The organism is Streptomyces sp. Edi4 (genome assembly GCF_040253615.1).
Classification (GTDB): Bacteria; Actinomycetota; Actinomycetes; order Streptomycetales; family Streptomycetaceae; genus Streptomyces.
In genome coordinates, this window is record NZ_JBEJGY010000004.1 from 4,193,794 (window position 1) to 4,214,746 (window position 20,953).

19 protein-coding genes are annotated in these 20,953 nt (G+C 71.1%); 5 read left to right on the top strand and 14 right to left on the bottom strand.

What is annotated here, in order from left to right; all coding sequences use genetic code 11:
• Nucleotides 1-18: 18 nt before the first annotated feature.
• A complete protein-coding gene (locus ABR738_RS21015; protein WP_350231532.1) occupies nt 19-738 on the top strand; it encodes an ABC transporter permease in 720 nt (239 codons plus the stop codon).
• A 128-nt stretch (nt 739-866) separates the two neighbouring features.
• Here ABR738_RS21015 and ABR738_RS21020 read toward each other — a convergent pair whose 3' ends face one another.
• From ABR738_RS21020 to ABR738_RS21030, 3 genes are all read right to left on the bottom strand, one after another.
• Nucleotides 867-1,247 carry a hypothetical protein gene (locus ABR738_RS21020; protein ID WP_350231533.1) on the bottom strand — a complete coding sequence of 127 codons (381 nt, stop codon included), beginning with the start codon at nt 1,245-1,247 and terminating at the stop codon, nt 867-869.
• 651 nt (nt 1,248-1,898) lie between these two features.
• Complete coding sequence (locus ABR738_RS21025) at nt 1,899-3,176, bottom strand: CynX/NimT family MFS transporter (RefSeq protein ID WP_350231534.1); 1,278 nt, start codon at nt 3,174-3,176, stop codon at nt 1,899-1,901.
• Nucleotides 3,177-3,333: 157 nt separating this feature from the next.
• Nucleotides 3,334-4,017: a FadR/GntR family transcriptional regulator gene (locus ABR738_RS21030; RefSeq protein WP_350231535.1), complete on the bottom strand. Its 684-nt coding sequence runs from the start codon at nt 4,015-4,017 to the stop codon at nt 3,334-3,336.
• 109 nt (nt 4,018-4,126) lie between these two features.
• On the opposite strand from ABR738_RS21030, the gene ABR738_RS21035 reads away from it, so the two are divergent.
• A complete protein-coding gene (locus tag ABR738_RS21035; RefSeq protein WP_350231536.1) occupies nt 4,127-4,813 on the top strand; it encodes a rhomboid-like protein in 687 nt (228 codons plus the stop codon).
• A gap of 291 nt (nt 4,814-5,104) precedes the next feature.
• Here the strand turns inward: ABR738_RS21035 and ABR738_RS21040 are convergent, their stop codons facing one another.
• The 9 genes from ABR738_RS21040 to ABR738_RS21080 all read right to left on the bottom strand — a co-directional run bounded on the left by ABR738_RS21040 (nt 5,105) and on the right by ABR738_RS21080 (nt 15,091).
• Nucleotides 5,105-5,926 carry an HAD family hydrolase gene (locus ABR738_RS21040; protein WP_350231537.1) on the bottom strand — a complete coding sequence of 274 codons (822 nt, stop codon included), beginning with the start codon at nt 5,924-5,926 and terminating at the stop codon, nt 5,105-5,107.
• Nucleotides 5,923-7,212, bottom strand: coding sequence for a serine--tRNA ligase (gene serS, locus ABR738_RS21045; protein ID WP_350231538.1), 1,290 nt, complete (start codon nt 7,210-7,212; stop codon nt 5,923-5,925). Before serS ends, ABR738_RS21040 begins: the two co-directional genes overlap by 4 nt.
• Nucleotides 7,213-7,795: 583 nt before the next feature.
• Nucleotides 7,796-8,731 (bottom strand): prephenate dehydratase, encoded by a 936-nt coding sequence (pheA, locus tag ABR738_RS21050; protein WP_350231539.1) that lies wholly within the window; start codon nt 8,729-8,731, stop codon nt 7,796-7,798.
• A 180-nt stretch (nt 8,732-8,911) separates the two neighbouring features.
• Nucleotides 8,912-10,252, bottom strand: a complete 1,341-nt coding sequence (efeB, locus tag ABR738_RS21055) for an iron uptake transporter deferrochelatase/peroxidase subunit (protein ID WP_350231540.1) — start codon at nt 10,250-10,252, stop codon at nt 8,912-8,914.
• 11 nt (nt 10,253-10,263) lie between these two features.
• The gene (locus tag ABR738_RS21060) at nt 10,264-12,207 is read right to left on the bottom strand and encodes a copper resistance CopC/CopD family protein (protein ID WP_350231541.1); all 1,944 of its coding nucleotides are present in this window, start codon (nt 12,205-12,207) and stop codon (nt 10,264-10,266) included.
• Between the two features lie 29 nt (nt 12,208-12,236).
• Nucleotides 12,237-12,707: a copper chaperone PCu(A)C gene (locus ABR738_RS21065; RefSeq protein WP_350231542.1), complete on the bottom strand. Its 471-nt coding sequence runs from the start codon at nt 12,705-12,707 to the stop codon at nt 12,237-12,239.
• Entirely contained in the window at nt 12,704-13,363 is a 660-nt protein-coding gene (locus ABR738_RS21070; RefSeq protein ID WP_350231543.1) for an SCO family protein, read from the bottom strand. Before ABR738_RS21070 ends, ABR738_RS21065 begins: the two co-directional genes overlap by 4 nt.
• Nucleotides 13,364-13,407: 44 nt before the next feature.
• On the bottom strand, nt 13,408-14,124 hold the full coding sequence (locus ABR738_RS21075; RefSeq protein ID WP_350231544.1) for a YcnI family copper-binding membrane protein: 717 nt from the start codon (nt 14,122-14,124) through the stop codon (nt 13,408-13,410).
• A 106-nt stretch (nt 14,125-14,230) separates the two neighbouring features.
• Nucleotides 14,231-15,091 (bottom strand): hypothetical protein, encoded by an 861-nt coding sequence (locus ABR738_RS21080; RefSeq protein ID WP_350231545.1) that lies wholly within the window; start codon nt 15,089-15,091, stop codon nt 14,231-14,233.
• Nucleotides 15,092-15,371: 280 nt separating this feature from the next.
• Between ABR738_RS21080 and ABR738_RS21085 the strand changes: the two genes are divergently transcribed.
• Nucleotides 15,372-15,833 carry an ATP-binding protein gene (locus ABR738_RS21085; RefSeq protein ID WP_350231546.1) on the top strand — a complete coding sequence of 154 codons (462 nt, stop codon included), beginning with the start codon at nt 15,372-15,374 and terminating at the stop codon, nt 15,831-15,833.
• 33 nt (nt 15,834-15,866) lie between these two features.
• On the opposite strand, the gene ABR738_RS21090 is transcribed toward ABR738_RS21085, so the two are convergent.
• The gene (locus ABR738_RS21090) at nt 15,867-17,336 is read right to left on the bottom strand and encodes an aminopeptidase P family protein (protein ID WP_350231547.1); all 1,470 of its coding nucleotides are present in this window, start codon (nt 17,334-17,336) and stop codon (nt 15,867-15,869) included.
• Nucleotides 17,337-17,482: 146 nt separating this feature from the next.
• Nucleotides 17,483-18,970: a PP2C family protein-serine/threonine phosphatase gene (locus ABR738_RS21095; RefSeq protein ID WP_350231548.1), complete on the bottom strand. Its 1,488-nt coding sequence runs from the start codon at nt 18,968-18,970 to the stop codon at nt 17,483-17,485.
• A gap of 462 nt (nt 18,971-19,432) precedes the next feature.
• On the opposite strand from ABR738_RS21095, the gene ABR738_RS21100 reads away from it, so the two are divergent.
• Nucleotides 19,433-20,095 carry a bifunctional DNA primase/polymerase gene (locus ABR738_RS21100; RefSeq protein ID WP_350231549.1) on the top strand — a complete coding sequence of 221 codons (663 nt, stop codon included), beginning with the start codon at nt 19,433-19,435 and terminating at the stop codon, nt 20,093-20,095.
• A 200-nt stretch (nt 20,096-20,295) separates the two neighbouring features.
• Complete coding sequence (locus ABR738_RS21105) at nt 20,296-20,838, top strand: hypothetical protein (protein WP_350231550.1); 543 nt, start codon at nt 20,296-20,298, stop codon at nt 20,836-20,838.
• The last annotated feature ends 115 nt before the right edge of the window (nt 20,839-20,953 follow it).

Consider the following 20,953-nt stretch of genomic DNA (forward strand, 5'->3'; position numbering starts at 1 on the left):
AAAGGAGCGGACGTTCCCATGTACAACCCGACCGTCGCCCGGCTCACCTACCGGGCCCTGCTCGGCCGCCGCCGGGCCGCCATTCTCTTCGTCCTGCCCGCGCTGCTGATCGTGATCTCGGCGGCCGTACGGTCCTTCAGCGGCGCCGACGACCAGGTCGCCGCCGACCTCCTCGGCAACTTCGCGCTGGCCACCATGGTGCCGCTGATCGGTGTCATCGCCGGCACGGGCGCGATCGGGCCGGAGATCGACGACGGCTCGATCGTGTATCTGCTCGCCAAGCCCGTGAAGCGGTCCACGATCATCATCACCAAGCTGATCGTCGCGATCGCCGTGACAATGGCGTTCTCCGCGATTCCGACGCTCATCGCCGGCTTCATCCTGAACGGCAACGGCCAGCAGATCGCCATCGCCTACACCGTCGCGGCCCTGGTCGCGTCCATCGCGTACGCCGCGGTCTTCCTGCTGCTCGGCACCGTCACCCGGCACGCCGTGGTCTTCGGCCTGGTGTACGCGCTGGTCTGGGAGGCCCTGTTCGGCAGCCTCGTGCCGGGCGCGCGCACGCTGAGCGTGCAGCAGTGGTCGCTCGCGCTGGCCCAGCGGATCGGCGAGAACGGTGTGATCTCCTCCGAGGTGGGGCTGCCGCTCGCGGTGATCCTGCTGGTGGGCGTGACCGGCCTGGCCACCTGGTACGCGGGTCAGAAGCTGCGCACCCTGAAGCTGGCCGGGGAGGAGTGACGGGGGCTTCCCGGACGGGGGCGGTGCCCGGCGACGTCACCATGTCGCCGGGCACCGCCTGTTGTGCGCGACGGCCCGGGCCGGCCGGGGGACCGGTGTGGTTTTCCCGGCCGGCCGTCTCGACGTCCCTACTGCCTGCGGCGTTTGCGACGCGGGTGCGGGGGCCGGGACAGACGCCGCTGGATGTCGGCGACGTCCTCGGTGAGGTCCATGAGCCGCACGCTCATGGCGCCGACGACGCGGTTGGTCGCGTCGAGCCGCCGGTCCACGGATGCGACACGGCGGTCCACGGCGTCCAGGCGGCGGTCCATCGCCTCCATGCGGTGGTCCAGCGAGTCCAGCCGCGCCGACATCCGGCCGAGCACCGGACCGAGCTCCTTAAGCGCGGGCCCGATCTGGGCCATGGAGCTCTCCAGACGGGTGACCCGCAGTTCCAGACCGTCGTGGCGGGGGTCGTTCGCGATGACGGTCCGGGTGGTCTCCTCGGTGTCGAGGAGGTAGGTCCGCACGCACCGCGCTACTTCGCTGTCGCGAAGAAGCATGGCTATGTTGAGGACGGTCCGGCGGGTGAACAGGCGCAGGTGCGCCCTGCCCCTGTGGATAACTTTGGGGTTGCCGGTCGTTTGAAATGGCCAAGTTGGCCATTTCAAAGACTTGCAGCTCAGCGCCCTTAAGGGTCACGAGGCCGTTGAGGTGGAGTTCGTCGCGATGGCGCTTGACGACACTGTTGACGGCCTCTGTGGGTACCTCGAAGTACCGGGCGACGGCCTCTGTGGACAAGTGGATTCCATCGGGTAGCACCTGCAACGTCCTGACCTTCTCCAGGACGTCGACACGCCCCAGATGGTCGGCGCGCAATGTGCGCGATTCGAGTAGAGCGACTTCGGACGGCATGGTCGGCCTTCCGTTCATGGTCGTCGTGCATGACAAGGGACGGCCCCAACCCCGGGCTTCAGGGGTGGAGGTCCGCTCATCTACGCCACTGACTCAATGACCGGTCCTCATACCGCGACCGGCAATCCCCGACTTCACGAAAGGTACGACGCCACCAACCCCAGTTGCCTCCACGCACAGGGGACAACGAGCGGACATTCGTACAAGTCACGCGACTGGGGAACACCTGTTGGGAACGAACGTTTCGCCAGGCCGGCCGAGCCTCGTCAGACCGTGCGGTCCCGGGCCGCGAAGAGGCCCACCGTCAGGGCGGCCGCACACACGCCGAGGACGAGCGCGATCGGAACCGTCCAGCCACCGGTGGCCTCATGGACCGCGCCGGCGGCGATGGGCCCCGCAGCCGCCAGGAGGTAGCCGACCGTCTGGGCCATGCCGGACAGCCGGGCCGCCGTCCGCGCGTGGCCCGAGCGCAGCACGATCAGCGTGAGGGCCAGACCCACCGCGCCGCCCTGGCCGATGCCGAGCACACCCGACCACAGCCACGCGCCGCTCACCGGGGCAGCCATCAGCCCCGCGTATCCGGCGGCCACCAGCGAGGTGACCAGCACGATCAGCGGACGCTGGCTTCGCATCCGGCCCGCGAGGAGCGGTACGCCGAACGCGCCGGCCACCTGGATCAGGTTGTTGAACGCGAAGATCACACCGGCCGTGGAACGGCTCATTCCGTGGTCCGTGAAGATCGTCGGCATCCAGGCGATCAGGACGTACGACCACAGCGACTGGAGCCCCATGAAGAGGGTGACCTGCCAGGCGAGGGCCGAGCGCCACACGCTCTTGTCGGCGCCGGACGCCGAGCCCGCGGGAACGGTGACCCGCACCTCGTGCCCCGTACGGCCCCGGGCGATCAGGACCTGGGGCAGCCAGGCCACCGCCGCGAGGACCGCGAGGAGCGACCACACCGCGAGCGACGCCTCCCAGCTGCCGCCGAACGCCTTCTCCAGCGGGACCGAGGACGCCGCCACCAGCGTCGCGCCCGCGATCATCGCGCCGGTGTAGACCGACGTCATGGACGCGGCCCGGTCCGGGAAGTCCCGCTTGATCAGACCGGGCATCAATACGTTGAGCAGGGCTATCGCCGTGCCGACCAGCACGCCTCCCCCGTACAGCGCCACCGCCGACGGCGCCACCCGCACCACGATGCCGACGGCCAGGAGCAGCAGCGCGAACAGCAGCACCGGCTCGCTGCCGAAGCGCCGGGCGAGCCAGGGCGCCACCAGCGCGCCGAGACCCAGGAAGAGCACGGGTACCGAGGTCACGAGGCTGCTCGCCGTCGAGGAGAGCCCGAACGACTGACTGATCTCGCCCACCAGGGGCGACACGCTGGCCAGCGCTGCCCGCATGTTCACCGAGGCCAGCACGATGCCGATCAGCAGCACCACCGGATGCGCGAGCAGTGCCCGCCGTGCGGCCAGGCCCTGGGGCGAGGGCCGTACATCGGCCTCGGCGTCGGGCAACAGCAGACGGTCGGTATCCGGGCGTGACAAAACAAGCACCTTTCTTCGTGTCTTCTTGCGGGGGCTTCGTCCGCATCGCGTGGTCCGCCTCCGTGCCGGGCGGTCCCGGGCGGTCCCGGTCCCGGGCGCTACCGGACGGTTCCGGTCCCGGGCGGCCTGGGGGCCCCAAGCGGCCCCGAGGCCGGCCTCAGCCGCTGTGGCGGACCGTCACCGCCCGTACCGCCTCAAGCGGCTTGCGCAACAGTTCGCGCACGGCGTGTTCCGCGGCGGCCGGGTCGCCGCTCTCGATCGCGTCGACCAGCGCCTCATGGGTGTCCAGGTCGATCGGGGGCATCTCCTCGTCGCGCAGCGAGGTGACCAGACTCTCGTGCACCTGCGTCGAGAAGAACCGGTACACCTCGATGAACGCCGCGTTGTGGGTGGCCTGGACCACGCTCATGTGGAAGGCCATGTCGGCGTCCGCGGCCCGGTCGCCGTGTTCGCGCAGGGTTCGCAGAACGCCACGCAGGGCCACCATGTCGCTCGTGTCCCGGCGTTCGGCGGCGAGCCGGGCGGCCTCGGCCTCCAACGCGACGCGGAGTTCCAGGACGTCAAGGGCGTCGGCGGCGCGGATCTGCTGGAGGACCGCGGCGGGATCGGCGGTGGAGCGTACGAAGGTGCCGTTGCCCTGGCGGGATTCGAGCAGCCCGGCGTGGACCAGGACGCGTACCGCCTCACGGACGGTGTTGCGGCCGACCCCCAGCTGCTCGGCGAGCTCGTGCTCGGTCGGGATGCGGTCGTCCACCGCCCAGTCGCCGCTGGTCAGCTGGGCCCGCAGCTGGTCGACCACGGTGTCCACGAGGGACTGCCGTCCCGCCGTACGAAGAGCCATGCCGTACTCCATCCCCCCGGTTGCCCAGTCATCCTACAACTGGTCATCCTACAACTGCCCCGGCATGGCCTTTCATCCCTTCCTCAGGGTCAGGCGCCATCATCGAGGGATGACGACCCTGCTCCACCGGGACGCCGAGCCCTCGCGGCCGATCCGCGCCTGGCTGCGCTCCACGCCCGGCACGCACATCTGGCTGCTGTCCATCGCCATCACCAGCCTGGTCATCCAGCTCTCCACCCGGGAACTGGAGCGCTTCCTGCTGCACCGCAACAGCAGCAACATCCACGAGCTGACCAAGCACCCCGTGCAGTCCCTCTTCACCAGCGCCTTCTGGATCGAGAACCCGTCCTCGCTCCTGCTCTACCTGGTGATGTTCGAGGTGATTCACGGCACGGTGGAGCGCTGGCTCGGAACGCTGCGCTGGCTGTGCACGGTCGGTATCGGGCATGTGGTGGCGACCCTGATCAGCCAGGAGTACGTCCTGTGGTCGATCCAGAACCAGCATCTGCCCAAGCGTCTGGCGCACGCCATGTCCCATGTCGTGGACATCGGGGTCAGTTACGGCCTCGCCGCGTCGGCGGGCATCCTCGTCTACCGCCTGCCGCGGCCTTGGCGCTGGTTCTATCTGGCGGGGGTGCTCGCCTTCTTCGGCGTTCCGCTCGCCACCGGCGGCACGTTCACCGACCTCGGCCATGTGACCGCGCTTGCCATCGGCTTCGCCTGCTGGCCGCTCACCAGGGACGCGGCGCCGAAAAAACCGGTGGCGGCCAACGACCGTGCCGGGCACAGTAGTTGACGCAGCCGCACACGTGACGCGCGGCCCGCCCCACGGGGGAGGAGCACGACGACGACCGCATGACTCGGTCCCGTGCTCCTGGGCGCGGGTGGCGCGAGACCGGCACCGGAGCAGCACCGACGACTCCGGCCGGCCGTCCGTGCGCGGCCGCACAGGGGCGGCCGCTTCGAGCGCGCGTCCGCGCGAGGCCGCCCCTGACTACGTACGGAGGCGACGTGTAAGGGGCGCCCGCCATTGGCGGACGCCCCTTACACGCGCGGGCCGCGAGCGCACCGCGCCGGCCCGCCGTGCTCACCGGGCGAGCAACTGCTCCAGCGCCACGGCGATGCCGTCGTCGTCGTTGGAGGCCGTGATCTCGTGGGCCACGGCCTTCAGCTCGTCATGGGCGTTGGCCATCGCCACCCCGTGCGCGGCCCAGCCGAACATCGGGATGTCGTTCGGCATGTCCCCGAACGCGATGGTGTCCGCCGCCTTGCGGCCGAGCCGGCGCGCGGCCAGCGAGAGCCCGGTCGCCTTGCTGAGACCGAGCGGCAGCAGCTCCACGACGCCCGGCCCCGCCATGACCACGCCCACCAGGCTGCCGACCACCTGCCGGGTGATCCCGGCCAGCGCGTCGTCGTCGTACCCGGGATGCTGGATGTAGACCTTGTTCAGCGGGGCCGCCCACAGCTCGGCGATGTCGTCGACCGGGTGGTAGGGGAGCGGGCCCTCCTGGACCTGGTAGCCGGGGCCGATCAGAACGTCCCCGTCGAGCCCGTCGCGGCTCGCGGCCAGTGCCACGGGGCCGATCTCCGCCTCGATCTTGGACAGGGCGAGCCCGGCGAGCTGGCGGTCCAGCGTCACCGACGTCAGCAGCCGGTGCTCGCCGGCGTGGTAGACCTGCGCGCCCTGCCCGCACACCGCGAGCCCGTCGTACCCGAGGTCGTCGAGGATGTGCCGGGTCCAGGCCACCGAGCGGCCGGTCACCACGATGTGCGCGGCGCCCGACGCGGTGGCCGCGTCCAGCGCGTCACGGGTGCGCCGCGAGACCGTCTTGTCGGAGCGCAGCAGCGTCCCGTCGAGGTCGGTCGCGATCAGCTGGTACGGGAACCGGCGTTCCCCGGCGGTGCTCACTTGGCGATCGGCTCCAGGACCTCGCGGCCACCGAGGTAGGGGCGCAGCACCGCCGGCACGCGCACCGAACCGTCGGCCTGCTGGTGGTTCTCCAGGATCGCCACGATGGTGCGCGGGACCGCGCACAGCGTGCCGTTCAGGGTGGCGAGCGGAGTGACCTTGCTCTTGCCGTCGCTGGTGTCGCGCATGCGGACCGACAGGCGCCGGGCCTGGAAGCCGTCGCAGTTGGAGGCCGAGGTCAGCTCGCGGTACTTGCCCTGGGTCGGGATCCACGCCTCGCAGTCGAACTTGCGGGAGGCCGACGCGCCGAGGTCACCGGTGGCGACGTCGATGACCTGGAAGGGCAGTTCGAGCGCGGTCAGCCACTGCTTCTCCCAGTCCAGGAGGCGCTTGTGCTCGTTCTCGGCGTCGTCCGGGTGGACGTAGGAGAACATCTCGACCTTGTCGAACTGGTGGACCCGGAAGATGCCCCGGGTGTCCTTGCCGTAGGTGCCGGCCTCGCGGCGGAAGCACGGCGAGAAGCCGGCGTAGCGCATCGGCAGCTTGTCGGCGTCCAGGATCTCGTCCATGTGGTAGGCCGCGAGCGGGACCTCGGAGGTGCCGACCAGGTAGTAGTCGTCCTTCTCCAGGTGGTACACGTTCTCGGCGGCCTGGCCGAGGAAGCCGGTGCCCTCCATGGCGCGCGGGCGCACCAGCGCCGGCGTCAGCATCGGGATGAAGCCGGCTTCGGTGGCCTGCGCGATCGCGGCGTTGACCAGGGCCAGCTCCAGGAGCGCGCCCACACCGGTCAGGTAGTAGAAGCGCGAGCCCGACACCTTGGCGCCGCGCTCGACGTCGATGGCGCCCAGCGCCTCACCGAGTTCCAGGTGGTCCTTGGGCTCGAAGCCCTCGGCGCCGAAGTCGCGGATGGTGCCGTGCGTCTCCAGGACGACGAAGTCCTCCTCGCCGCCGACCGGCACGTCCGTGTGGACGATGTTGCCGAGCTGGAGGAGCAGCTGCCTGGCCTGCTCGTCGGCCTCGTTCTGCGCGGCCTCGGCGGCCTTCACGTCGGTCTTGAGCTGCTCGGCCTTCTTCAGGAGCTCGGCGCGCTCTTCCGGCGTGGCCCTGGGGATGAGCTTGCCGAGCGACTTCTGCTCGGAGCGCAGCTCGTCGAAGCGGAGGCCCGAGGACCTGCGCAGCTCGTCGGCGGAGAGCAGGGCGTCGACGAGGGCGACGTCCTCTCCACGGGCGCGCTGGGAGGCGCGAACACGGTCGGGGTCCTCACGGAGCAGGCGAAGGTCAATCACCCCTCCAGGCTACCGGTGCGCACTCCCGCCGCCCCACCGGTATATCCCCAGCGTGCCGCATCAGCGTGGCGCTTTGTCCGGATTGACCTAATTAGGGATGCTGGCGTCCGCCATTCCTGAGCAGGGGTCAAGGAAAGCGTCGCTATTCCCTGAAAAGAGGCGCTTTCCGGACACTCGTTGACCGACTCCCTTGCGGTGCACCGGACTTGTCCACAGCGGTGGACGCGACCGGAAACTTATCCACAGGCTGTGTGGGAGATCTGTGGACTGCGGAAGTGGCCATTCCGAAAACCGCGTGCGGGCTCGGGATTCCTCTCTCAAACCCCTTACACCCACTCATTCGGGTGGGAATTGCTCGCTCTAAAGAGTTGATCAACGGAATTGGGGTGACAGAGGATGCCCTGGTGACCTGTGGACTGATGTGTCGTCACTAGAGGGATTTGTCGACTGTGTCCGATTGCGTTGTCGACTTACCCACAGGTCGAGAAGCGGGTCTGTGGATAACTCTGTGGACAGCGAAAATCAGCAGGTAGGACCGGACGCCGGGACGCCCGCGAAGCTGGGGACGACCCGCTTCCGGTGCCTACGGGCGGCCGTCCTGGCAGCGGGCCAGCCACTCGGCCGCCTCCACGAACTCCGCGTCCGAGGTCCCCGGCCTCGGCGGCCGTACGTCGTCGAGCGTCACCTCGGCCCTCGGGTACGAACCGAGGAAGCGGACCTCCGGGCAGACCCGGCGCAGCCCCATCAGCGCCTCCCCCACCCGGCGCTCCGAGATGTGGCCCTCGGCGTCGATGGCGAAGCAGTAGTTACCGATGCCCTGACCGGTCGGCCGGGACTGGAGCAGCATCAGGTTGACGCCGCGCACCGCGAACTCCTGGAGCAGTTCGAGCAGTGCGCCCGGGTGGTCCTCACGTTGCCAGATGACCACCGAGGTCTTGTCCGCGCCGGTCGGCGCCGCCGGACGGGCCGGGCGCCCGACGAGCACGAAGCGGGTCTGCGCGTTCACGGCGTCGTGGATGTCGGTGATCAGCGGTTCGAGGCCATACGTCGCCGCCGCGAACTCGCCCGCGAACGCCGCGTCGTAGCGCCCCTCCTGCACCAGCCGGGCACCGTCGGCATTGGACGCGGACGACTCCCACAGCGCGTCCGGCAGGTTCGCCCGCAGCCACTTGCGCACCTGGGGCTGGGCGGCCGGGTGCGCGGTGACCGACTTGATGTCCGCCAGCTGGGTCCCGGGGCGGACCAGCAGCGCGAACTTGATGGAGAGCAGCACCTCGCGGTAGATCATCAACGGCTCGCCCGAGACCAGCTGGTCGAGCGTGGTGGTGATGCCGCCTTCCACCGAGTTCTCGATGGGGACGAGCGCCGCGGCCGCCTCCCCGTTGCGCACCGCGTCCAGGGCGGCCGGCACGGAGACCATGGGGACCAGTTCGCGGGTCGCGGCCTCGGGCAGGGTGCGCAGAGCGGCCTCGGTGAACGTGCCTTCGGGACCCAGATAGGTGTATCGCGTGGCGGACATGCACGTCACACTAATGGCCCGGCGCGGCGCACACCCGTCGCTTCGCGCGATGCCCGCGTTCCGGTGAAAGCGGTCCATCCGCCCAGGTTTGCCGGTGAAAGCGGTCCATCCGCCCCGGTGTTGACGGCGAGGCGGCTCCTCCGCCCCCGTTCGCCGGCGAGGAGGGCCCCTCGGCGCGGGTCACGACTCCAGGAGCCGCTGGCCCACGTACTCACCGGGCCGGGGCCCGCCCGGCACCGCGAACAGACCGCTCGACTCGTGCCGCACGAACGCCGACAGCGCGTCGCCCCGGTCGAGCTTGCGCTGGACGGGCACGAAGCCCCTGAGCGGGTCGGCCTGCCAGCAGACGAAGAGCAGTCCCGCGTCCGGGGACCCGTCCGCGCCGACGCCGTCGTGGTAGGAGAAGGCGCGCCGCAGCATGGCCGCGCCGCCGTTCTGCTCGGGGGCGGCGATCCGGGCATGGGCGTTGGCCGGGATGACGGGCTTGCCGTCCGGGCCGAACTTGTCGAGCCGCATCGCCGACGTCTCCGTACCGCCCGTGAGCGGGGCGCCGTCCGCCTTCCTGCGGCCGATCACCTGCTCCTGCTCGGCGCGCGGCAGCTTTTCCCAGGTGTCCAGCAGCATCCGGATGCGGCGGACGACCGCGTAGGAGCCGCCCGCCATCCACGCCGGCTGACCGGAGTCCGGTACGAAGATGCGCTGCTCGAAGTCGGCGTCCGAGACCTTGGGGTTGCCGGTGCCGTCGATCTGGCCCATCAGGTTGCGGGCGGTCATGGGCTTCTTGGTCGCGCCCGGGGTGCGGTTGAAGCCGTTCATCTGCCAGCGCGCCTTCGCCGCGGTGCCCGCGTCCCGCTGGATGGCGCGCAGCGCGTGGAAGGCGACCAACGCGTCGTCCGCGCCGATCTGCACCCACAGGTCGCCGTTCGAGCGCTGGGGGTCGAGCTGGTCGGAGGAGAAGTCGGGCAGCGGGTCGAGCTGGGCCGGACGCCGGTCGGCGAGCCCCGTACGGTCGAAGAAGCTGTGGCCGAAGCCGAAGGTGAGCGTCAGCGAGGAGGGACCGGCGTCCAGGGCGACGCCGGTGTCGCCGCTGCCCGTGACCTCGCCCGCCATCAGCGCCTTGGCCGTCTGCGACCAGCGCCGCATCAGGGCGGCCGCCTCCCTGCGCCCGGCGCCGGGGGCCAGATCGAAGGCGATCAGATGGCCGGTGGCCTGGAGCGGGGTGCTGATCCCGGCCTGATGTTTCCCGTGAAACATCACCTCCGTGGCGCCGACCGACGCCAACGGGCTGGTGTCGTCCGGGGTTTCGACGGCCGCGTAGACGCCGGCGCCGCCCACCGCGCCCAGAGCAAGTCCGGCCGCGCCCACCCCGCCCACGGTGCCGAGCAGTCTGCGCCGGGAGATGTCCACGGCGGGTCCGGTGGCGGCCGGGTCCCGTTCGGTCTTCTCGGCGGAGGTGCCGGCCTTGGCGGGCGTGGCCGTCTGGGCGGACTTGGCCTGCGCGGCGTTCTTGGTCTCGCTCATGTCAGTTCTACTCAGCCGATCTTGACGTTCTTGTCCACGGTCGTCTCGTCGATCTCGGAGGTGCGTACGGTCACCGAGATCTGCCAGTCGCCCGCCATCGGAAGCTGCACTCCGCTCGCGCTCCAGTGTCCTGCGGCGACGCGGTCGGGCACGACGGGCAGAGGTCCTACCGACTTGGCGGCCAGCGTGAAGGCGACCTTCACCTCGGGGGCGTCCTTCGGCTTGCCCGCCGGGTCCGTCAGAGAGACGTTCAGGTCGTTGGCGCCGGTGCGGCCCGGGTCGAGGGTGAGTTCGGCGGTGCCCTTGCCGCCGGGGCCGCCGGTGTCGAACGGCAGCCGGATGTCGACGGGCCGGTCCGCGACGGCGATCTGCGTTCCGGCCTTCGCCCGGTCCACGGCCTCCTGGGTGCGGGCGGGCTCGGTCGAGGTCAGCACGGTCGTGACGGCCAGCAGCACCACGGCGACGCCCGCCTCGGCGAGGACCGTGCGGCGCAGGCCGCTGCGCCCGGTGTCGGCGTCGCGGGCCCGCTTTTCGCGTGCGGTGCTCATCGCGGCCGCCTGGCGCGCGAGTTGGGCGGCCCGCTTGGCGTCCTTGCCGTCGTCGGGGACGGTGACGGGCTCGGGCTCGCTCGCGCGCTGCTCGGCGATCACGGTGGTTTCGGCGGGTTCGGTGGTTTCGGCGGGCGGCGCGGCGCGCTCGGACAGGCTCGCGGTCCAGCGCCGCGAGCGGGAGGCGGCCACGAGCATGACGGCGACCAGAGCGACCTTGAGAAGCAGCAGCCGCCCATAGGTGGTGTCGGTGAGCGCCGGCCAGGTGCCGACCTGGCGCCAGGCCTGGTACAGGCCGGTCGCGGCGAGGACGCTCACGCTGACGAAGGCGAGGCGTGAGAAGCGCCGTACGGCCGCCCGCTCGATGTCCGGGGCGCGGTACAGGGCGACGAGCAGGGTGGCGAGTCCGCCGAGCCAGCCCGCGACGGCCAGCAGGTGCAGCACGTCGACGGGCATGGCGACGCCGGGCTGTAGCCCAGTGGAGGCGTGTTCGGCCAGCGCCCAGGTCGCGGCGAGTCCGGCGGCGACCACAGAGCCGCCGACGGCGAGGCCGAAGGTGAGGTCCTGCTTCTCGGCCTTCTGATGCTCGTCCTCGCGCTTGGCGTACGCGCCGAACAGGACGGCGACGAACAGGGCGGCGGCGCCGAGCAGCAGCAGCCGGGAGACGAGGGCGGCGCCCGGCTTGGTCTCGAGGACGGCCCGCAGCCCGTTGAGGTCGAAGGCGTCCGCGAGCCTGCCCGAGCCGGTGTAGGGGGTGCGCAGCAGGAGCATCGCGAGCGTGGCGGCCGTCATCGTGAGCCAGCCGCCGACGACGACGCGCTGCACCGGGGCCGCGCCCGCGCCCCGGCGCCAGCAGGCGAGCACGAAGGCCGCGCCGCCCACCAGGAGCACGAAACCGGCGTACGCCGCGTACCGCGCGATGCCGTACAGGGCGCCGACGAGGCCGCCACCCGCCTCCTGGTCGGGCAGGACGGCGGCGGTCGCGGAGGGGGCGCCGATGGAGAACGTGAAGGCGCCGGAGACGGGGTGGCTGTCGGCGGAGATCGCCTGCCAGGCCACGGTGTAGGTGCCGTTGGGGATGCCGGTGCGCAGCCGTACGCCGTACTTGACGATGTCGCCGCTGCACAGGTTGACCAGTTCGGCGGTGTCGGAGCGCTTGCCTGCGGGGTCGAGGACGCGGATGGAGTTGGCGTCGAGGGCGACGCCCTCGGAGAAGGTGAGGGCGACCTGGGCGGGGGCGGTGGCGACCACCGCCCCGTCCTTCGGGTCGCTGCCGGTGAGTGCGGCGTGCGCGGACGCGGGCACGGCGCCCGCGAGGAGCGCGCCGAGCAGCGCCACCGTGACGAGCAGCAGCCGGGTCAGGGGCCTGCTCGCGGTGGTCCGAAGGCGGGGGGCGGTGGCCGTCATGTCAGTGCCTCAAGTCCCTCTGGAACGCCTCAGTGGTGCTTCGGGTTGTAGGTGGCTTCCTTCACCGGAAGGTCGACCTTGACGGTGCCGGCCTTCTCGAAGTGCAGCTCGACGGCGACCTTGTCGCCCTGCTTCGGCTTCTTCTTCAGACCCATGAACATGATGTGGCTGCCACCGCGTTCGAGGTCCAGCTCGCCGCCGGCGGGGATGTCGAAGGACTTCACCTCCTGCATCTTCTGGTCCTTCGTCGCGTGGATCGTGACGTCGTCCGACAGGTCGCTGGTGACCTTGGTGAGCTTGTCGGCGGTCTTGCCGTCGTTCTTGACGACGAGGAAGCCGCCGGCCATGTCGCTGGTGGGCAGCGGCATGAACGCGTCGCTCACCTGGAGCTTCGGCTTGGCCTCGGCGTTGTCGGAGCAGCCCGCGAGGGCGAGTCCCGCGGACAGGGCTATGAGGGCGGCGACGGCGGAGCGGGCGGTGCGGGTGGTGCGGCGGTTCACGGGTTCTCCCCCTTGATGATCTTCGGCAGGTCCTTGGTGTAGTCGGCGACGGTGGCGTCCTCGCCGTACAGGACGTAGCCCTGGTCGGTCTTGGGGGAGAAGGCGATGACCTGGGCCCCGTGCATCGAGACGACCTTGCCGTCCTTGTCCTTGGTGGCCGGGTCGATGCCGATGCCGATCGAGCGGGCGCCCTTTTGGATGGTGGCGAAGTCGCCGGTCAGACCGATGAAGGACGGGTCCTGGCCCTTGAGCCACTTGCCGAGCGAGGCGGGGGTGTCGCGCTCGGGATCGGTGGTCACGAAGACGACCTGGAGCTTGTCCTGGTCGGCCTTGGGCAGCGACTTCTTGGCGACGGCGATGTTGCCCATGGTGAGCGGGCAGACGTCGGGGCAGTTGGTGTAGCCGAAGTAGATGAGCGTCGGCTTGCCCTTGGTCTCGGCGCGGAAGTCGAACTTCTTGCCGTTGGTGTCCGTCAGGACGAAGTCGGGCTTGGCGAACGGCCGGTCGAGCACGGTCGCGGCCTGGGTCTTCGCGGAGGCGGAGACATCGGCGAGGGGACTGTTCGAGCCCCCGTCACCGCTGCTGCCGCACGCGGTCAGGGTGAGCGCCGCTGCCACCGCGAGGGCGGCGGCAGTCAGCGCGGTCTTGGTGCGCATGAGGTGATGTTCCGGTCTTTTCCGGTGGAAGGAGTGCAGGGCGATTACGCGGAGCGGCGCCGGCCGGCGAACACGCCGAAGGCCACGCCGGCGGCGCCGACGACGATGCCCACGACGGCCAGGATCCGCGCGGTGTTGTCGGTGTCCGACGAGGACGCGGCCGCGGTCTTCTGGGCGTTGGCGCTCTTGTCGGCGGCGGGGGCCGCGCCGCCCTGGCCCGCGGCGGCGGTCAGCTGGAGGGTCGGCGCGGGGTTCGCGGGCTCGGCCGCGCCCTTCTTCGCCTCCTCGATCCACCGCACGACCTCGTTGTTGTCGTACGTCTGGAGCGCCTTGAAGACCAGCTGGTCGGTGTCGGTGGGCAGGGAGCCGATGGACAGCGGGAACTTCTGGAACTGGCCGGCCTCGATCGCGCCGCCGCTCCACGTCACCTTGGTGACGGCTTCGTTGATCTGCTTGCCGTGCACGGTCAGCGGCTTGTCGAGCTTGGACTTGGTCACCTCGACGTTCCAGCCCGGCACCGGCTGCGGCATGACGGACGCCAGCGGGTGGTCGGTCGGGAAGTCGACCTCGAGCTTGACGGTCTTGGCGTTGTCGCGCTCGTTGGGCACCTTGAAGTCGACGACCGCGTAACCGCCCTTGGCGGCCGCTCCCTCGGGCTGCACGGTGACGTGGGCGAAGGCCGTTCCCGACAGCAGCAGGACGGAACCGGCGGCGAGGGAGCCGACGAGGGCGATACGGGTACGCGAACGGAAGGCGTTCATGGCAGTGACACTCCAGTGAGCAGAAAGGGTGGGGACGGCCACCGCGCACGGGTGCGCGGGGCCCCGCGACACCACTCCTGCGGTACGTGAGGGGAGTGGGCCGCGTTCAGGCCGCGAGGGCGTACGCCGTGGGCGGCCCTCGCCTGATCACCGAGTGCTGAAGTGCCGCCCCGGGCAGGGGAGGTGTCGCGCGGGGGCCGGCGAGGGGGACGCGCGGGCCCTGGCCCTCGGCCGCGAGGAGCCCGGCGCACAGGGCGCGCGCGAAGGACAGGGCGCGGCGCAAGGAGCGTACGGAGGCGGTCTCGGCCGCGATCGTGACGGACTCGGCGGCCAGGCGCACCGCACCGAACAGGGCGGCCTCGCCGCGCCGCAGCAGCCATCCCGTGACCAGCGCCGCCAGCAGGTGGCACAGCAGCATGGGGAGCGAGGGCAGCAGGGACGCGGCGAGGGACGCGGAGTGGGCCGAGGTCCCGCCGGGTCCCATGGTCATGCCGGGCATCAGGTCGGCCATCCGCGCCGTGCCGGGCACGGTGGCGTGGCCTGTGTCGGCGATCCTGGCGGGGTCGATGCCCGCGTCGCTCACGATGCGCCGGGCGTCGGTCGCGCTGAGCGGTGTCGCGCCCGCGCCGCAGAGCAGGTGCCCCGCGAACCGGATGAGCGGCAGGTCGCCGGTGGAGCCGTCGCCGGAGGCGGCCGCCGTGTGCTGGCCGACGCCGAACAGGGTGTGCAGGCCGAGCTGGCCGGCCGCGAGGGCGCCCGCGATGGAGGACAGGGAGCGTTCCCGCCCGGCGAGCGGTGCCACGACCGCGAACAGTCCCAGGAAGCCGGCTAGCAGCGTCCACCACGGCACGCTCGCGCAGGCCGCCATGGCGTGTCCCATCGCGGACAGCACGACGCAGACCGCGGCGAACACCGCGGCCCTGAGCAGCCGGAGCCCGGCGCCTGCTGGGGCGTGGAGGGAAGACATGGCGGGGCCATCATCGCACTGCGCTTACCCGCCCCATACGTCAGGTCCCAAAGGTCGCCTTTGGCGGGGGACGGCCGGTAGGGCGTGATCTTTCCTGCCGATCGGGCGATACGGAGGAGGAGGTTCAGGGGGCTTTACACCGGCGTGCGGGGCGCGTACATCCGCCGAACGGGCGCCATCACGTCAAGAGGGCGCTTACGAGTGAGTGGTTGCGGCAATACTGCGCCCGTGGAGAGAAGGGCCCTGACGAGCCGCAGCGCCGCAGCCAGGAGGCTGGAGCATGAGCATCTGGTGGTCTCTGCACTTGCGGCGCGAGGCCGCGAGCGTGCCGCTCGCCCGTCGTCTTCTGCTCGGCGCCATGGAGAGCGCCGGGGTCGATCCCGACGTCTCCTACGACCTGTCGGTCGCCCTCACCGAAGCCTGTGCCAACGCGGTCGAGCACGGTGGGGACACGGTGTCGGGGGGTGAATCGGCGGCGTACCGGGTGACGGCCTATCTCGACGGCGAGAAGTGCCGCATCGAGGTCGCCGACTCGGGCCCGGGCTTTCCCGTCCGGCGCGCCCGGCGCACCACCACGGCGCCCGCCAGGACCGGCTGCCTCGCCGAGCACGGCAGGGGCCTCGGTCTGATCGAACAGCTCGCCGACCACGTGCACTTCAGGAACCGGCCCGGCCGGGGCGCGGTGGTCAGCTTCGACAAAATCCTCAAATGGCGCGAGGGCGCGCTGCTCAAGGTGTCCTGAGCGGCGCGCCCCCGGGCGACGAGTGGAGCGGGGTCAGGCCTGCTTGACCTGGGCCATCCACGCCTCGACCTCGTCCGCGCGGCGCGGCAGCGCGGCGGAGAGGTTCTTGTTGCCGTCCTCGGTGACCAGGATGTCGTCCTCGATCCGGACGCCGATGCCCCGGTACTCCTCGGGCACGGTCAGGTCGTCCGCCTGGAAGTACAGGCCCGGCTCGACCGTCAGGCACATGCCCGGCTCCAGGTCGCCGCCGACGTACGTCTCGGTGCGCGCGGCCGCGCAGTCGTGGACGTCCATGCCGAGCATGTGACCGGTGCCGTGCAGGGTCCAGCGGCGCTGGAGGCCCAGTTCGAGGACCTTGTCGACGTCCAGGTCGCCGAGCAGGCCCCACGCGACCAGGTGCTCGGCGAGCACGCGCTGGGCCGCGTCGTGGAAGTCGCGGTAGGGGGCGCCCGGCTTCACCGCCGCGATGCCGGCCTCCTGGGCCTCGTACACCGCGTCGTAGATCTTGCGCTGGAGCGGCGAGAAGGTGCCGTTGATCGGCAGGGTGCGGGTGATGTCGGCGGTGTAGAGCTCGTTGGTCTCCACGCCGGCGTCGAGGAGCAGCAGGTCGCCGGAGCGGACCTCGCCGTTGTTGCGCACCCAGTGCAGGGTGGTGGCGTGCGGGCCCGCCGCGCAGATCGAGCCGTAGCCGATGTCGTTGCCCTCGACGCGGGCGCGCAGGAAGAACGTTCCCTCGATGTAGCGCTCGCTGGTCGCCTCGGCCTTGTCGAGCACCTTGACGACGTCTTCGAAACCGCGGGCGGTCGAGTCGCACGCCTTCTGAAGCTCCGCGATTTCAAACGCGTCCTTCACCAGGCGCGCCTCGGAGAGGTACACACGCAGCTCTTCGTCGCGCTCGGCGGTCACCTTGTCGGCGAGCGCGGCCTCGATGGCGGCGTCGTGACCCCGTACGCAGCGGACCGGACCCGTGGCATCGGCCAGGGCGGCGGCCAGCTCGCGGACGTCCCTCGCGGGCAGCCCGAGCAGCTGCTCCGCCTCGGCCAGGGAGTGCCTGCGGCCGACCCACAGCTCGCCGGTGCCGGACAGCCAGAACTCACCGTTCTCGCGGTTGGAGCGGGGCAGCAGGTAGATCGTCGCCTCGTGGCCCTCACCAGTGGGCTCAAGGACGAGCACGCCGTCCTCGGTCTGGTCGCCGGTCAGGTACGCGTACTCGGTCGAGGCGCGGAAGCTGTACTCGGTGTCGTTCGAGCGGGTCCTCAGGTTGCCCGCGGGGATCACCAGACGCTCGCCGGGGAAGCGCCGGGAGAGCGCGGCGCGGCGGTCGGCGGTGTGGCCGGACTGGGCGATCGGCTCGAGGCCGCGCAGCTCGGTGTCGGCCCAGCCGTTCTTCATATTCTCGGCCAGCTCGTCGGACACGCCCGGGTACAGGCCGTTCTTCCGCTGCTGGATCGGCTTCTCGTCCGCTTCGTCCCCCGGGGTCTCCGGAGTGAGCTGGTCCGCCACGGTCTGCCTCCACTTGGTACGACGTCGCATTCCCCCGGTACTGCGCGAGCACGGGGGACCTCCACCATCGTACGGGCGTGCGGAAGGGGGTCCAGGGCCGTAGTGCCTCTTACCGGCGCTGGTCGGGGCCTGCGCCGGGGGCGGCCCTAGGCGAAGCGGGCCGCGAGCATCACCACGTCCTCGGCGGCGTCCGCACCGTCGGCGCCCTCGGGCAGAAGGGCGCGCAGCACGTGGTCGAGCACGGCGTCCGGGTCGTCACGCACCGCACGGGGGACGCTCGCCGCCGCCGCGTGCAGCCGGGCGAACGCGCGGTCCATGGGGTCGCCGGTGCGGCGCAGCAGGCCGTCCGTGTACAGCAGCACCGTTTCTCCTGGGCCCGGTGACAGCTCCACGCTCGGCGCCTCCCAGCAGGCCAGCATGCCCAGCGGCGCGGAGAGCGAGGTCTCGAGGAACTCGGTGCGCCGCTCCCCGATGATCAACGGCGGGGCGTGTCCCGCGCCGGCGAGCACGATCTTGCGCCGGGCGGGCTCGCAGTAGGCGAAGAGGGCGGTTGCCGAGCGGGCGGGCTCGGTCAGGCGCAGCAGCAGTTCGAGGTCGCAGAGCACGGCCACGGGGTCCTCGCCCTCCATCACGGCGTACGCCCGCAGGCTCGCGCGCAGCCGTCCCATCGCGGCCACCGCGCTCGGACCCGACCCGGTGACGGAGCCGACCGCGAGCCCGAGCGCGCCCTCGGGCAGCGGCAGCGCGTCGTACCAGTCGCCGCCGCCCAGTGGTCCGGTGCGGTGGCGGACGGCCAGCTGGACCCGGGCGACCCGGGGCAGCCGGCTGGGCAGCAGTTCCTCGGCGATGGTCGCCACCCGGGCGCGGGCCCGCTCCAGTTCGACCAGGCGGGCCAGGTGTTCGGCGGCGTAGCGGATGTAGAGGCCGGCCAGGTGCCGCTGGCGCTCCACGGGCTCCGCGCTCTCGTCGTAGAGCCAGACGGCGGCGCCGAGCCGGCCCGCGCCGTCGGTGCTCAGGGGCAGGGCGTAGCTGGCGGCGTAGCCGAGGCGGGCGGCGACCTCGCGGTGGCGCGGGTCGAGGCCGTCGGGGTCCGCCATGAGGTCGGCGCCGCCGTCGGCGCCGGGCAGCCCGTCCAGGATCCGGCCGTAGGCGGTGGCGCTGCGCGGCACGGTCTCGATGTGGCCGAGGTCGGCGTGGGCGAGCCCGAGGCCGGTGGTGACGACCGGACCGAGTCCGTCCGCCGGTTCCATGACGACCAGGCCGCGCTGGGCGCCGACCAGGGCGGCGCCCGCCGTGAGGAGTTCGTCGAGGGCGGCGTCGAGCGCCGTGGTGCGGGCGAGCCGTTCGGTGAGTTCGTGCAGCGTGGTGAGGTCGGAGACCCAGCCGGCGAGCCGGTCCTGGAGCACCGCGCCGGGTGGGGTGGGGGCGACGGGTGAGGGCAGCGGCGCGTGAGTGTGCGCCGGGGGCGGAACGGCTGGATTGATTCCAGCCACTTTCGGCAGGTGAGGGGCGCTCATGGCAGCCGGCTTTCCGACTGGTCGATTGTGCGCAATAGCATCGCAAACCCCCATGTCATTCTGCGCCGCTATCAATGCTTCCACATGTACACGCACAAGTGAGGGGATGTCCAGCATTGTCCTGGCGGGACTATTGGTGTCCGTGGGGCGTTCAAGTTGTCCGGAAAATGCCCCTGGCGGCCTCGCCCTGGGGTCGACTGAAGAAGTTCAACTGTGCGTCGTTTCAGCCGTGTTGGGTACGTAATCGGTGTGGTCCGGGGCGGTTCAGGAGCCCTGGAACCTTGCGGCCGGCCGCAGCGTCTTAAGAGCCGACCGGCCACGCCTCACCCCCGAGTGGCGGGGTTTTTGCACAACAGGACGGCAAGCGCCAGGCACGCGCCACCCTTCGCCATGCTTTAAATGGTTACGGGCAGTGGCCGTCGCCCGCCGCGGTGACGATCCGCGTTCGGTCCGCGTTCGGTCCGCGTTCGGTCCCGGCGGGTATCTCCACCGCCTGCTCACGGAGCACGTACGCGCAGTGAAGTTATGCACACGTCATGTGATGTGGACTCGGCGTTCAACGGAAAGGAACGAGCGCCCATGCGCGAGATCCTCGGAAGGCGACGCAGGTTCCGGCTTTGGCGCAGTGAAAGGGCTGCTCAGCTCGGCGCCGCGCTGACCTGTGCGACCCAATGGAAATGGCCCGTGCTCCCCGGTGTGGGACTGGCCGCGGGCGGCTGCGGCTGTGCCTGCCCCGACCCCGAATGCGTGGTACCGGGAGCGCATCCCTTCGACCCCGTGCTGCTCGCGGCCACCACCGACGAGCGCATGATCCGCTGGTGGTGGACGAACCGGCCGGCCGCGCCGGTGCTGCTCGCCACCGGAGCCGGAGCGCCCTGCGCGATCAGTCTGCCGGCCCTCGCCGGAGCCCGGGCGCTCGCCGCCCTCGACTCCATGGGCGTGCGGCTCGGCCCCGTCGTGGCGACGCCCACCCGGTGGTCGCTCCTGGTGGCGCCGTACTCGATGGAGCGTCTGGGCGAGCTCCTGTACTCCAAGGACTCGGTGCCCAGTTCGCTCCGCTTCCACAGCGAGGGCGGATATCTGGTGCTGCCCCCGTCACAGACCGGCAAGGGCCGGATCCGCTGGGAGCGGCCGCCACTCGGGGCGAGGGGGCCCTGGCTGCCGGATGTGGAGACGGTGGTGGACGCGCTGGTCGAGGCGAGCACCAGCGCACCGGACGGTGGAAGCCGACTGGCCTACTGAAGCAGGCCCACTGAGGGAGCGCCGGTCCTTGGGGCCGGCCCAATGAGCGCGAAGGCGGTCCGGTTCCCGGGCCGCCTTCACTCTTTCGGGTGCGAGGGGGCCCCGGTTGTACGGGAATTGGGTGCCCGGGCGACCAAGCGCCCGGTTTCCGTGGATATCTTCGGCCCACCATCAGGAATTCCAGGGCAGGCGGGTCCCCCATGAATCTCCAGCACCTGCGCGTGGCCGGGCTCACGGCTGTCGTGGTGGGCACCGTGCTGCTGCCGCTGGCCGCCTCGGCGGGACCCGCCGGAGGGCCGGAGAAAACGGGCCCGGCGGTTGACGCAAAAAGCCCCCTCACACACGTCCCCGCGCGGGCGCACGGGTCACCGTTGCCTTCGTCCGAGGACGCGACGGCGCGGTGCGGTCCCGAACTTCTCTCCCCCGAAGGGGTCGAGGCGCAGACGTGTGTGCTGAGCCGGGGGCGCGACACCTGGGCGCGCGCCTACTACCGCAACGCGACCGGCCAGGAGCTGGGCGCCGTCCTGACGCTGATGGGTCCCGAGGACAGGACGCTGGAGACGGACTGCCAGGTGGCGGCCGATGACCAGCCCGATTCCTGTGAAACCCCGCACGAGAGCCGGCCAGGGCGCGGCGCGGGAGCGGGGGCGTATTCGGCGGTGGCGGAGTTCGCGGGGGCGGGAGAGGACTCACCGCTGCTGCTGCGTTCCGGCAGCAACTCCACGGAACGCGGGGCTCGTTGACCGAACCGGAAAATGAAGGGCCCGATCGCTGGCGACGGGGGATGCACCAGCGACCGGGCTCTTAGAACGGTAACAAGAGATCGGTCGTTCGCAAATTCGATCTCGGTAATTCGGA

What these genes read in the sequence shown, in the direction of transcription:
- ABR738_RS21100 (WP_350231549.1), top strand. Translation starts at nt 19,433, where the DNA reads ATGCGCGAGATCCTCGGAAGGCGACGCAGGTTCCGGCTTTGGCGCAGT.
- ABR738_RS21035 (WP_350231536.1), top strand. Translation starts at nt 4,127, where the DNA reads ATGACGACCCTGCTCCACCGGGACGCCGAGCCCTCGCGGCCGATCCGC.
- efeB (WP_350231540.1), bottom strand. Translation starts at nt 10,252, where the DNA reads ATGAGCGAGACCAAGAACGCCGCGCAGGCCAAGTCCGCCCAGACGGCC.
- ABR738_RS21085 (WP_350231546.1), top strand. Translation starts at nt 15,372, where the DNA reads ATGAGCATCTGGTGGTCTCTGCACTTGCGGCGCGAGGCCGCGAGCGTG.
- ABR738_RS21015 (WP_350231532.1), top strand. Translation starts at nt 19, where the DNA reads ATGTACAACCCGACCGTCGCCCGGCTCACCTACCGGGCCCTGCTCGGC.
- ABR738_RS21080 (WP_350231545.1), bottom strand. Translation starts at nt 15,091, where the DNA reads ATGTCTTCCCTCCACGCCCCAGCAGGCGCCGGGCTCCGGCTGCTCAGG.
- ABR738_RS21060 (WP_350231541.1), bottom strand. Translation starts at nt 12,207, where the DNA reads ATGACGGCCACCGCCCCCCGCCTTCGGACCACCGCGAGCAGGCCCCTG.
- ABR738_RS21075 (WP_350231544.1), bottom strand. Translation starts at nt 14,124, where the DNA reads ATGAACGCCTTCCGTTCGCGTACCCGTATCGCCCTCGTCGGCTCCCTC.
- ABR738_RS21095 (WP_350231548.1), bottom strand. Translation starts at nt 18,970, where the DNA reads ATGCTGGACATCCCCTCACTTGTGCGTGTACATGTGGAAGCATTGATA.
- pheA (WP_350231539.1), bottom strand. Translation starts at nt 8,731, where the DNA reads ATGTCCGCCACGCGATACACCTATCTGGGTCCCGAAGGCACGTTCACC.
- ABR738_RS21030 (WP_350231535.1), bottom strand. Translation starts at nt 4,017, where the DNA reads ATGGCTCTTCGTACGGCGGGACGGCAGTCCCTCGTGGACACCGTGGTC.
- ABR738_RS21105 (WP_350231550.1), top strand. Translation starts at nt 20,296, where the DNA reads ATGAATCTCCAGCACCTGCGCGTGGCCGGGCTCACGGCTGTCGTGGTG.
- ABR738_RS21070 (WP_350231543.1), bottom strand. Translation starts at nt 13,363, where the DNA reads ATGCGCACCAAGACCGCGCTGACTGCCGCCGCCCTCGCGGTGGCAGCG.